This is a genomic window from Kitasatospora sp. NPDC029312 (assembly GCF_055569215.1).
Genome location: NZ_JBVHXY010000040.1, coordinates 63,207 through 74,996 on the forward strand (window position 1 = coordinate 63,207; position 11,790 = coordinate 74,996).

Here is an 11,790-nt window from a genome sequence, read left to right on the forward strand (position 1 = left end):
GAGCCACCCCGTGAAGAAGCCACTGGACGGACGCCGGGTCTGGTTCCTGACCGGGAGCCAAGGGCTCTACGGCGAGGACACGCTGCGCCAGGTCGCCGAGCAGTCCCGGCGGATCGCCGACACCCTGAACCGCGACCCGGCCGTGCCGGTCGAGGTGGTCTGGAAGCCCGTCCTCACCGACGCGAGCGCCATCCGCCGGATCTGCCTGGAGGCCGACTCCGCGGACGACTGCATCGGCCTGATCGCCTGGATGCACACCTTCTCCCCGGCGAAGATGTGGATCGCCGGCCTGGCCGGCCTGCAGCAGCCGCTGCTCCACCTGCACACCCAGGCCAATGTCGAACTGCCCTGGCAGTCCATCGACATGGACTTCATGAACCTGAACCAGGCCGCCCACGGCGACCGCGAGTTCGGCTACATCCAGTCGCGTCTGGGAGTGGCGCGCAAAACCGTCGCCGGACACGTCAGCGACCCGACCGTGACGGCCAGGGTCTCCGGCTGGACCCGTGCCGCCGCCGGCCGCGCCGAGCTGCGCGGCCTCAAGGTCGCCCGCTTCGGCGACAACATGCGCGACGTCGCCGTCACCGAGGGCGACAAGGTCGAGGCCCAGCTGCGCCTCGGGGTCTCCGTCAACACGTACGGCGTCAACGACCTCGTCGCCGCGGTGGACGCGACCGACGACGCCGACGTCACCGCGCTGGTCAAGGAGTACCAGGACGGTTACCGCCTGGCGCCCGAGCTGCGGGCCGGCGGGGAGCGCCACGAGTCGCTGCGCTACGCCGCGCGCATCGAGCTCGGCCTGCGCGGCTTCCTGGAGCAGGGCGGCTTCCGGGCCTTCACCACCAACTTCGAGGACCTCGGCGGGCTGCGCCAGCTGCCCGGCCTGGCGGTGCAGCGGCTGATGGCCGACGGCTACGGCTTCGGGGGCGAGGGCGACTGGAAGACCGCCACCCTGCTGCGCACCCTCAAGCTCGCCGCCACCGGTCTGCCCGGCGGCACCTCCTTCATGGAGGACTACACCTACCACCTGGAGCCCGGCCACGAGCTGATCCTCGGCGCGCACATGCTCGAGGTCTGCCCGAGCATCGCGGCCGGCACCCCCTCCTGCGAGATCCACCCGCTGTCCATCGGCGGGCGGGAGGACCCGGTCCGCCTTGTCTTCGACGCCGAACCCGGCCCGGCCGTGGTGGTCGGCCTCGCGGATCTGGGCGACCGGTTCCGGCTGGTCGCCAACGAGGTGGAGGTGGTCGCGCCGCCGGAGCCGCTGCCGCGCCTGCCGGTCGCCCGCGCCGTCTGGAAGCCGCGGCCGGACCTGCGCACCTCCACCGAGGCCTGGCTGACAGCCGGCGCGCCGCACCACACCGTGCTCTCCGGTGCGGTCGGCACGGAGGAACTCGAGGATCTCGCCGAGATGCTCGGCGTGGAGCTGGTGTCGATCGACCACGACACGTCCATCCGCCGGTTCACCAGGGAACTGCGCTGGAACCAGGCGTACCACCGCCTGGCCCAGGGGCTGTGAGACGCCGTCCAGGAGTGACGCACCCGCCCGCGAGGCTACGGCGAGGACCCCCCTTGCGGGTCGGCCGCCGGATGCTCGACGACGCCACCGCCCGTCCCCGGGCGATGGCGTCGGCCGTGTTGACTCGGCGTCAAGCCGTCCCGTCGGCGTTGCGCCGAGGACATCCCGCCTGGCGGCGGACCCCCGCCGCCAGGCGGGGAGCGGTCAGTGGTCGGAGTAGCTGAGGTCTCCCACCGTCCAGCTGCTGATGTCGGCGATGGCGATCCGGTACAGGCCGCCGGTGTGGGGCAGGCCGAAGCTGCCCTGCAGAATGCGGGCGACGTGCAGGTGCAGGTGGGTGGGCCGGTCGTCGGGCGAAGCCGGGTCGCCGCCGGCGGGCGCCGCGAAGAGCGTGGCGAAGGGCTTCAAGTGGTCTGAGGAGGCGAGGACTTCGGCCACCCGTTCCAGCCACAGGCGTTCCGGTGCCAAACGACCGGTGATGACCGCCCCCGGGACGACCACGGTCAGGGGCATCTGGTTGCTGCGCTCGGACTCCACCATCGCGGCGATGTCGACGAGCAGCGCATCAGGTTTCGACATGGACCTGAGGATAGTGCCCGCGAAGGCCGTCCGGACCGTGCTGCGACGGCCGGCCGGCTTCCGGCGGTCAGAGTTTGAACATCGCGGTGTACGGCTGGGTGATGCGTTCCCTCCGTGATCCGAAGTCGACGAGCACCGCGATGTCGCCGTCACCTTCGACGTCGATGACCCGGCCGAGGCCGTAGCCGTCATGGGTGACCCGGTCCCCGACGGCGAAGTGCTTGCGCGGTGCCTCCATCCGGGCCTTGAAGGGGCTGGTGGGCAGGGGGCGGCGACCTGCTGAGAATTTATTCATCATGCACAGTATGCGCCGGGAAACCCGGCCGTGGGCCTCTCCCGCGCACACGATTTCCCCGCGGACCGCGCGGCCACCCGGAACCGGGCGCGGGGGATCTCGCCATCGCCCGCCGTGGCCTGCTACAGTCGAGGTAGTTGCAGTAGTGGTTCCCATGAACTTTGTGTGCGCCTGCTGATGTATGCAGGCGCATTTTTGTTCCCCGGCTCTTCCCCGGCGGGCGCTCCATGCGGTGACTCGAAGCTCGCACCGTGCGTGCTTCAGACGGTCCCTTGAAGGAGATTTCTTAATGGCTAATGGCACTGTGAAGTGGTTCAACGCGGAGAAGGGCTTCGGCTTCATCGAGCAGGAGGGTGGCGGCCCGGACGTCTTCGCCCACTACTCGAACATCAACGCCAACGGCTTCCGTGAGCTGCTTGAGGGCCAGAAGGTCGAGTTCGACGTCACGCAGGGCCAGAAGGGCCCGCAGGCCGAGAACATTCGCCCGCTGTAGTTCTTCTGCCACGGCACCTGCCTAGCAGCGAGGGGCCCGTACCGCGCACATGCACGGTGCGGGCCCCTCGGCTTTGTGCCACGGCGCACCCTCCGGCCGTTCAGGCCCCTGGCTCCGCCACCGGCGGGCCATTCCCACGCGAGACGCTCAGCGCCGCGTCCGGCCCGTTTCCTTGCGGTCTCCGCCTGCGCCCCGCGCCACGGAGCCTTCCTCGTAACGTGCCGCCCCGAGGAAGGTTTCCCGTATGACCCGTACCAGTCGCCCCTCGTACCGAAACGGCGCCGACTTCCGCTCCGCCGCGGGCTCCCGCTCCGGCGGCAGCTCCTTCTACGGCGACCGGCCCGCCGCCGGCCGACGCTCCTCCGGCCGGCGCACTTCGGGCTCCTCCGCGCCGAGCGAGTTCGCGATGCCGGTGAGCACCACCCCGGCACTGCCGGCCGTCGAGTCCTTCGATGAGCTGGACATGCCGAAGGCGCTGCTGTCGGTGCTGACCGGCCAGGGCGTCACCGCGCCGTTCCCGATCCAGGCCGCGACGCTGCCGAACTCGCTGGTCGGCCGCGACGTCCTCGGACGGGGCCGGACCGGCTCCGGCAAGACCATCGCGTTCGGCCTCGCCGTGCTGGGCCGCACCGCCGGGCAGCGGGCCGAGCCGGGCTGCCCGCTGGCCCTGGTGCTGGTGCCCACCCGCGAACTCGCGCAGCAGGTCACCGAGGCCCTCACCCCCTACGCCCGCGCCGTCCGCCTGCGGATGGCGACCGTGGTCGGCGGCACGTCGATCAGCCGCCAGGCGTGGATGCTGAACCGTGGGGCCGAGGTCGTGGTGGCCACCCCGGGCCGGCTCAAGGACCTGATCCAGCGCGGCGACTGCCGCTTGGACCGGGTCGGCATCACGGTGCTCGACGAGGCCGACCAGATGGCCGACATGGGCTTCCTCCCGCAGGTCACCGAGCTCCTGGAGCAGGTCGCCGCGGACGGCCAGACCATGCTGTTCTCCGCCACCCTGGACCGCGACGTCGACCGCCTGGTGCGGCGGTTCCTCAAGGACCCGGTCACCCATTCGGTGGACCCGTCCGCGGGCGCGGTCGGCACCATGGAGCACCACGTGCTGCAGGTGCAGAACTTCGACAAGAACGCCACGATCGCCCACATCGCGTCCCGCGACGGCAGGGTGATCATGTTCATCGACACCAAGCACGGCGCGGACCGTCTGGTCGAGGACCTGCTCGCGAACGGTGTGAAGGCCGCGGCGCTGCACGGCGGCAAGTCGCAGCCGCAGCGCACCCGCACCCTGGAGCAGTTCCGCGCCGGCGAGGTCACCGCGTTGATCGCGACCAACGTCGCCGCCCGGGGCATCCACGTCGACGGTCTGGACCTGGTCGTCAACCTGGACCCGCCGGGCGACCACAAGGACTACCTGCACCGGGGTGGGCGCACCGCTCGGGCGGGCGAGTCCGGCACCGTGGTCACGCTGGTGCTGCCCAACCAGCGCCGCGAGATGGCCCGGACGATGAACACCGCCGGCATCACCCCCGTCACGACCAGGGTCAGCGCCGGGGACGAGGACCTGGCCCGCATCACCGGCGCCCGGGTGCCCACCGGCGTGCCCGTCGTCGTCGCCGACCCCGTGATCGAACGGCCGCGCCGAGCCCGCTACGGGCGTCCCGCCCAGACCTCCGGCGACTCCCGCGCCGCCGCCGGCCGCCGCCGGGCGCCCCGGCGACCCGCCCGCGTGGCGTAGCAGCACCGCGCCCGCCCGACGGCCGCAGCCCGGCCTGATCGGAACAGCGCGGGCTGCCGGGCATCCGGAGCCGGGTCGTGCCACGGGCACGGCCCGGCTCCGCCGTGTCCGGGATCAGCGGGCACCGAGGAGGTGTTCCTGGGCCGGCTGGTCCAACTGCTCGAAGGCCATGCCGCGGCGGGCGGCGGCGTCCACGTCGAAGTCCTCGAAGGCGGTGCGGTCCGCGAGCAGGCCTTCCAGGCCTTCCAGGCCGTGCAGGCCGTCCTCGGCCGTGGGGAGGGCGAGTTCGGGCAGCGAGTTCGTGGTCGCGGCGGCCGCCTGCGGCTGACCCGGAGGAACGGGAGCTTCTCGGCGCGCTGGTCTCTGACGGCGCGCCAACCGTCGCGGCGGCCGGGGCAGGCTCGCGCTGGGCCCACGGGTCGCAGGGTGCCCGGCGGGTCGGCCGTGACGATGTCACTCCAGCGGGAGGATCAGCCCTTTGGTGACGGCGCCGTCGCCACCGAAGAGCGGCGGGCTCGGGCGCTGCCGGCCCGCGCCACTACCGGGCCGGCGCCCGCAGGGCGGAGCGGCGGCCCGGCGCACTCGACGAGTTACCGGTTACCGGCAGCCTTCAGGACCAGGAGACCTCGGTGTTGCTCCGCTGTGAACGGCTGCCGTCGGGGCCGACGGCGACGACCGACAACGTGGTCTTGGCTTCGTTGTTCCGGTCCAGGCGGCCGACGTAGAAGACGTCATTGGTGGTCGAGCCCAGCCAGGTGTCGCCGCGCAGGATGTCGTAGTGGTGCACCGACTCCGTGTCCGCGGCGGGCGTCCAGGCGAGACGGAGGGCCTTGCGGTTGCTGTCGACGGCGGCTGTGTCCGTCACCCGCAGGCCGGCCGGGCCCTGCGGTGCGGTCAGGGCGCCGGAGGTGACGGCGAGTTGACCGACCCTGACGTCGTAGGTGGCGTCGGAGGAGGCGCTCAGCCGCAGACCGAGCTGGACGACGGTCCAGCCGGCGTCGTCCTTCAGGGAGCCGGTGTAGGTCGTCCAGCCGCTGCTGGTCGTGGAACCGGCTGTGAGCGGGACGCTCCGCTGGGTGGCCGGCGCGCTGCTGAAGGCGAGCAGGGCGTCGACGGTGATCGGAGAGCCGGCCGGGACCTTGATGCGGATGCTGATCTCCGTGGCGGCGGTGATAGCCAACCGGCAGTCGTAGAGCAGGAGATCCACGGGGTTGTCCTTCTTGAGGCCTCCGGTCAGTCGCAGGCACGAGCCTCCGTGGAAGGCGTCGGTGAAGTCCATCGCCGGGGTCAGGGTGGAGCCTCCCTGGGTGATGACCCGCCACCGACGGGTGGGCAGCACGTCCTGCACGCTGAGGTTGGCCCAGGCGCTGGTGCTGTTCTTGACGCCCGCGTGGTGGTGAGCGAGGCCGTGACCGGTGTTGAAGTGGGTGATGAACGGCAGCCGGCGCACGGGTGTGGCCTCGGCGATCCAGTGGCCGATTCCTTGTCGGCCGTTTTTCCCCGGGCCGGCCCAGTAGGCGGTTTCCTGGGTGTAGAAGTCCTTCAGCCACAGCGCGGCGTCGTTCTTGTACTTGTCGTCGTTCTTCCGCTTCCAGTTGGAGGCGCTGTGGGTGGCGAACAGCCCGACGGAAGCCAGGTGGTCCTCTCCATCGGGACAGACCTCGGCGGGAATGCTCACCGTTTTCTTGTCGACCTCCCAGCCGAAGAAGAGGTCGTAGGGGCTGCGAAGGATCTCCTTGACCGTGGCGACGGAGTCGGCGACGTTCCCGTCCCAGTCGTAGTCGATGAACACCGAGTCGCAGACACGCTCACCACCGTGCTGAAGCAGATCCTTCCTGTCGTCGTCGAACGTTCTATCGTTGTCGTACCACATGAATTCCACGGTGTTCGACGCCCGTGCGTAGCGGATGAGGTCACGCAATTCGTCACGGCCGTGCTTGTCCATCTCGTGGTTGATGAACCAGCCGTCGAAGCCGTAGTACTGGGCGATCTGGATCAGCTTGTCCGCCACGGGGTAGGTGTTGCCTTCGACGGCGACGAAGTCGTCCACCCATCCGGTCTCTCCGCCATGGCCCGTGGGGGCGAAGAAGACGTTGCCGTAGACCTTCACGCCGTTGCGGTGGGCCGCGTCGACGATCGGCCCGTTGGGAGGCACGATGATGCCCTCGCCTGCCGAGCCCGCCCAGAACACCAGGATGTCCACGTACTGCCAGAAGCCGAAGGCGTAGTAGCGGCAGTCGTTCAACTGTTGGGACGGGTTTCCGGAGGTCGGGTAGAACTCGGCGCACGCGACGATCTTTCCCTGCCGGGCGCGGGCGTTGCCGTCCGGGTTCAGTTCCCGGCGCTGCTCCCGGGGCGCGAGCGGAACTCGGGAACGGTTGAATGCCGCGTCGGGGTCCGTGGCCGGGTCCCATTCGAGGATGTCCTTGCCCGGCAGCGGCTTGTGCCAGCCGGGGAACCAGTAAGGCGCATAGGGAGCGAGCCTCGAGGCCTCTGAGGCTCCGGTGTCCCCGCTGCCCACATGCGTTTCCTCACGGATCTCGGGGGCGACTGTCTGCTTGTCCATTCCTGGGTCCTCGTACTTTCAGGTGCAGTGCGATCGGGAAGCCTTTCGGCTTGGGAGGTGTGCACCGCTCGGCCCGCGAAAGGGCATCGGTGCTGTTTCCAAGCCCGGTCTGGCGGCAGAGGGAAGCAGTGACGCTCCGGAAGGCCTGTCACACCCGGCGCCGCCGGAATTTCAGCCGTGGTCGATCCGGTAGGTCGTGATGACGGCGGCGTGGTCGGAGGGCCAGTCGTTGAAGTGGCACCGCGGCGGGTTGGTCCAGGACGGGTGTTCCACGGCCGGCGCGTTGTGGCCCGTCACCCCGGCGCGGGAGTCGAGGGCACGGAGCCGGCGGCCCTTGTGGAAGATGAAGTCGATGCGGTCCTGGGGTTCGACGCGGTCCATGCCCTTGCGCCACAGGGCGGTGGGCGACCAGGTGAGGCCGGGGTGCGCCTCGGGGTCGGGGTGGACGGTGCGGTACGAGTCCTCGAAGCCCTTCAGCTGCAGCAGGTAGGTGGCCGGCCAGCCGGAGCGGGGCACGTCCGCCAGGTCGGGGACCCAGTCCAGGTGGGACGGGCAGTTGAAGTCGCCCAGGAGGATGACGGGGCTGTCGTCGGCCTGCTGGATGCGGTCGTCGAGGCTGTCGAGGATCGCCTCCATCTCGGCCTGCCGCCCGGACTGCCGCTCGGTGTCGTCGACTTCCTCGGTGTAGCGGCGCTTGCCGACCGGTGCCGCGTCCGGGCCGTAGGACCGGTAGTCCAGGTGCACCGTGCACACCTGGACGGTCAGATCGCCGATCTGGACGGCCGAGCGCAGGAATTCGGCGCCGTGGCCGCTGTCGTCCTGATCGATGGGGTACCGGCTGATCAGGGCGACGTCCTTGTCGTCCACGGGGTCCGTGTGGATGCGCGGGTACTCGTGGACGTCCCAGCCCAGGCGCTCGGCGAGCCGGCGGGCCGTGCCCGGCTCCCGATAGCGGTGCACCTCCTGGAAGGCCACCAGGTCGACGTCCTGTTCGAGCAGGAAGCGCAACACCTTGTCCTCGCCGTTCCACACCTGCGTCGCGTCGTACCAGAGGTTCCAGGTGGCCACTCGCAACCGGTCGACCCTCGTGGTCTGGGCGTCCCGCACGGGCACGGTGACGGCGACGCTGGTGGTGCGTGGTGGTGTGGCGTCGTCGCGTGCGGTGACCACGATGTGCCCGGTCCGTCCGGCGGCCGTCTCCGACGGGTTGGCGGTGATGGTTCCGGTACGGGCGTCGACGGTGAGCCAGTCGTCGCCGCTGTGCTTCTCGTAGCTGACGGTGCGGTCGAAGGTCTTCAGGATGCCCGCCAGGGGCACCGTGCACTTCTCACCGGCGACGGCGCCGGCGGTGATGAAGGAATCCACCAGGAAGTGGGGGCTGTCGAGCAGTTCGAACTCGGCTTCCGGCGCCGGCAGGGGTGGCACCGCCTTCGGTTCGCCGTTCACGGGGTAGGGCAGCAGCCTGAGCACGTAGGAGCCCGGTGCGATCGATCGTCCCGGGGCCTCGGTGGAGGTTCCGGAGAAGCGCACGACACCGGCCTGGTCGGGGGCGGGCTGGAAGAGCAGGAAGTCGGACAGGGATTGCGCGCTCTTCGGGTAGAGCGCGACGCAGTGGTGACCTGCCGCGTCCGTCTCGTAGTACACCAGGATGTCCTGTCCCGGCCTGAGCGGCTCGCTCGAGTACAGCCCCAGCCTGTTCGGCATCACCGCTCCAATCCGGCACGCGTGCATGCGTGCTCCGTCGCTGCCCGGCGTGATCGCCTCCGCACCGGTGCCGGCCCCGGTCAGCCGGGACCAGGATCGGCAGGCGGCGTCCGTCCCCGCCCGTTGGTTTGGTGTGTATGCAGATAGTCGAGTGAGGATTTCACCCGGCCAGGGGAATCGCCGAGGCGGGACGGTGGAGCGCGTCGGACCGCCCGAGCATCCGTGCGCCCGGCGCTGAGCGCCCGGAGTGGGAGCTGCGCCGCAGCGCTCGACTGCCAGGAGGTGCGGGACGAGGACTTCGACGTCGGGGGTGGCGTGCAGTCAAATGACCGATCTGCTGGGGACGTTGAGCAGCAAAGGCTGGTCGTCCCGGTATCGAGGGCCGCTAGGCCGGCTCGGCGGGGTCGTGGGTGATCAGGTCTCCCGGCTGGCACCCACGAGCGGCGCCATGCTCCCGACGAGCCAGGACTGCGACCAACCGGCGACGAGGCCGGCCAGCGGCGTGCCCAGGGTGACGAACCGGCCGAGGGCGGAGAGGCGTTGCGACACCGCGTCGGTGAACGGTCCAGGCAGCAGGACGGCCTTCAGCAGCCGGGAGAAGAGCAGCAGTGCGAGGGAGCCGAACAGCAGCCAGGGCAGTTCGCCCCCGAGGTCGGCGGCGCGCTGCCCCACGGAGGGGCTGTCCTGGCAGAGCCGCGTGACACTGCCGGACGCCGTCACGCCCTTCACATCCGACAGGCGGTCCGCCAGCGAGGCGTTGCGCCAAACGGTGCCATGCCGCGGGTCTGTGGTCATGCAGGGGGCTTGGCCCTGGCCGAAGCGCCGCAGTACAGCGGACGGCGTGGCGGTGGCCGCCAGTGGAGGGGGGATAATCGCCGATCGGCCGGCCGGAGTGAGTGCCCCATTGCGCTCAATATCGCCGGCGGAGCCTCAGCTTGCGCCCCATCACGGCGAAGCCGTGAATGATGGGGAGCAGGAATACCAGGACGCCGGCAAGGGCACGCCAGTTGGTTGTATACATTCCGAACACCATGACGAGATTGGCCCCTAGAGCAGGAGCCAGAAGGTCAGGTTGATCACCAGGACTGTCCATGAGTTCCCTGGGCGAGCATAGGTGACCTGCCCCCAGAAGGTCTTCACTTTGTTCATCGAGCTGTCCTTGCGCCATTGTCCGGGAGGGGGGATTTTCGTCGAATGGAGCGCACCTCTACCGGTGCGCTCCATTCGACTCGGGTCGGACTATAGGTTACGGACTAGGAGTTGTCCGGTCGATCATGTGCGGAGCCAGATGACGAGGGCGGCTGCGGTGATGGTGCGGAGGTAGACGTAGCCGCGTTTGTCGTAGCGTGTGGCCACCGCTCGGGCGTGCTTGAGCTTGTTGATGGCTCGTTCGACGGTGTTGCGTTTCTTGTACCGTTCTTCGTCGAAGCCTGGTGGCCGTCCGCCGCGTGAGCCCTTGCGCAGGCGGGCGGCCAGGCTGTCGGTCTTCTCCGGGATCGCGTGTCGGATGCCACGCCTGCGCAGGTAGGCGCGGCACGGGCCGTTGCTGTAGGCCTTGTCCGCGGCCAGGCTGTCGGGCTTCTTGCGGGGCCTGCCCGCACCGGTCCGCGGGACACGGATTTTCTCCAGCACGGGCTCGAACTGTGTGCAGTCCGCCCGCTGCCCCGGCGTGACGATCAGGGACAGCGGGCGACAGCGGCCGTCCGCGCTCAGGTGGACCTTGGTCGTGAACCCGCCGCGCGAGCGGCCAAGGCCCTCGCCTCCAGCGCCACCTCCACCAGGCGCGCGACGAGGCTCTGCCACGGCGTCTCGCCCTGGTGTTCCCCTGGCCCATCCCCCTTTGAGGCCAGAGCCGGCGGCGGGTCGCTGCGGGCACCAGCCGCGTGCTGGTGGGCCCGCACGACGGTCGAGTCGACCGAGATGTCCCAGTCGATGTCGCCGGCCGCGTCGGCTTCGGCCTGGGCCTGCTGGAGGAGCCGTTCCCAGGTCCCGTCGGCCGACCACAGCCGGTGGCGTTCGTAGACCGTCTTCCACGGCCCGAACCGCTCGGGCAGATCGCGCCACTGCACCCCGGTCCGCACCCGGTGCAGAATCCCGTCGATCACCTGCCGGTGGTCCCGCCACCGGCCACAACGCCTGTTGCTGACCGGCAGGAACGGCCGTAACCGTTCCCACTCGGCATCCGTCAGATCACCCCGCCCCATGCCCGGACCAACGAGCAAGTCAGGCGATAGTCACATGATCGACCGGACAACTCCTAGTACAGGATCCAGTAGACGGCGTTGTCGACCGCATTCCACGTGCTCCACCCGAGGACTCTCACGATCGGGCCGCGCGCATAGGTCAGCAGGTACCTGATCTCGAAGCGGTACCTGCGCAAGGCCCAGTTCATGGACCCACCGGCGCCGATGCCCAGGCGAAGGCGTAACCGAATTTGTACCCCGCGGTGCTCCAGCTCCAGCAGCGGTTCAGGCACTGGTAGGCGTACTTCGCGACCGCGAGCAGTCCGGACCAGACGGCGCTGCACACGTAGCCGGCGACGCCGCACGCGGCTTCGACTGCCCAGCCTCCGGCGTAGTCGAGCGAGTAGAACATCGCCTGGCAGCCTCTGGGTGGATCCACCCTTGTCGCTCTTGGCTCCGACGGCGACGGCCTGGCCGGTGACGGCGAGCGTCATCGCCGTTTCCGCGGCCAGGACCAGCGCCACGGCACCGGCGATCGTGGAGATCCGGCGCCGTGAGCACCACCAGAAGAGCCGCTCGGAGAGCGGCCCACTCTTGGCATCATGCAGCGTTCTCCTAAGAAGACATCTCATTTGGATCGCTGGGTAGGCTTCGCGGGTGATGATCGTGGAGCGGCTGGTGCCGGACGAGTTGTGGGAGCTGTTCCAGTTGGT

General features: G+C 69.8%; 11 protein-coding genes and 1 pseudogene. 3 read left to right on the top strand and 9 right to left on the bottom strand.

The genetic code is table 11. From position 1 onward, the window contains the following. Positions 1 to 10: 10 nt before the first annotated feature. The gene (araA, locus tag ACZ4WV_RS27600) at positions 11 to 1,519 is read left to right on the top strand and encodes an L-arabinose isomerase (RefSeq protein WP_465751264.1); all 1,509 of its coding nucleotides are present in this window, start codon (positions 11 to 13) and stop codon (positions 1,517 to 1,519) included. A gap of 204 nt (positions 1,520 to 1,723) precedes the next feature. Here araA and ACZ4WV_RS27605 read toward each other — a convergent pair whose 3' ends face one another. Both ACZ4WV_RS27605 and ACZ4WV_RS27610 read right to left on the bottom strand, forming a co-directional pair. Further along, positions 1,724 to 2,098: a hypothetical protein gene (locus ACZ4WV_RS27605; RefSeq protein ID WP_465751266.1), complete on the bottom strand. Its 375-nt coding sequence runs from the start codon at positions 2,096 to 2,098 to the stop codon at positions 1,724 to 1,726. 67 nt (positions 2,099 to 2,165) lie between these two features. Continuing rightward, the gene (locus tag ACZ4WV_RS27610; RefSeq protein ID WP_465751268.1) at positions 2,166 to 2,393 is read right to left on the bottom strand and encodes a hypothetical protein; all 228 of its coding nucleotides are present in this window, start codon (positions 2,391 to 2,393) and stop codon (positions 2,166 to 2,168) included. A gap of 289 nt (positions 2,394 to 2,682) precedes the next feature. On the opposite strand from ACZ4WV_RS27610, the gene ACZ4WV_RS27615 reads away from it, so the two are divergent. Together ACZ4WV_RS27615 and ACZ4WV_RS27620 are read left to right on the top strand one after the other, a co-directional pair. After that, positions 2,683 to 2,886, top strand: a complete 204-nt coding sequence (locus tag ACZ4WV_RS27615; RefSeq protein WP_030918248.1) for a cold-shock protein — start codon at positions 2,683 to 2,685, stop codon at positions 2,884 to 2,886. A 244-nt stretch (positions 2,887 to 3,130) separates the two neighbouring features. After that, positions 3,131 to 4,624 (top strand): DEAD/DEAH box helicase, encoded by a 1,494-nt coding sequence (locus ACZ4WV_RS27620; RefSeq protein WP_465751270.1) that lies wholly within the window; start codon positions 3,131 to 3,133, stop codon positions 4,622 to 4,624. A 114-nt stretch (positions 4,625 to 4,738) separates the two neighbouring features. Here the strand turns inward: ACZ4WV_RS27620 and ACZ4WV_RS27625 are convergent. The 7 genes and pseudogenes from ACZ4WV_RS27625 to ACZ4WV_RS27655 form a co-directional block, all read right to left on the bottom strand. After that, positions 4,739 to 4,951 (bottom strand): annotated as a pseudogene (locus ACZ4WV_RS27625) (xylose isomerase); the annotation flags it as partial. A gap of 283 nt (positions 4,952 to 5,234) precedes the next feature. After that, positions 5,235 to 7,190 carry an endo-beta-N-acetylglucosaminidase gene (locus ACZ4WV_RS27630; RefSeq protein ID WP_465751272.1) on the bottom strand — a complete coding sequence of 652 codons (1,956 nt, stop codon included), beginning with the start codon at positions 7,188 to 7,190 and terminating at the stop codon, positions 5,235 to 5,237. Between the two features lie 171 nt (positions 7,191 to 7,361). Continuing rightward, a complete protein-coding gene (locus ACZ4WV_RS27635) occupies positions 7,362 to 8,894 on the bottom strand; it encodes an endonuclease/exonuclease/phosphatase family protein (RefSeq protein WP_465751274.1) in 1,533 nt (510 codons plus the stop codon). Positions 8,895 to 9,308: 414 nt separating this feature from the next. Next, on the bottom strand, positions 9,309 to 9,689 hold the full coding sequence (locus ACZ4WV_RS27640) for a hypothetical protein (RefSeq protein ID WP_465751276.1): 381 nt from the start codon (positions 9,687 to 9,689) through the stop codon (positions 9,309 to 9,311). Between the two features lie 477 nt (positions 9,690 to 10,166). Beyond that, positions 10,167 to 11,098 (bottom strand): IS5 family transposase gene (locus ACZ4WV_RS27645; protein ID WP_465751286.1). Its coding sequence is split into 2 segments (ribosomal slippage): positions 10,167 to 10,760 and positions 10,763 to 11,098, totalling 930 coding nucleotides; the frame shifts between segments, so codons are not numbered across the junction. Between the two features lie 53 nt (positions 11,099 to 11,151). Then, positions 11,152 to 11,286 carry a hypothetical protein gene (locus tag ACZ4WV_RS27650; RefSeq protein WP_465751278.1) on the bottom strand — a complete coding sequence of 45 codons (135 nt, stop codon included), beginning with the start codon at positions 11,284 to 11,286 and terminating at the stop codon, positions 11,152 to 11,154. Continuing rightward, complete coding sequence (locus tag ACZ4WV_RS27655) at positions 11,283 to 11,516, bottom strand: hypothetical protein (protein WP_465751280.1); 234 nt, start codon at positions 11,514 to 11,516, stop codon at positions 11,283 to 11,285. The genes ACZ4WV_RS27650 and ACZ4WV_RS27655 overlap by 4 nt, the downstream gene beginning before the upstream one ends. Between the last annotated feature and the right edge of the window lie 274 nt (positions 11,517 to 11,790).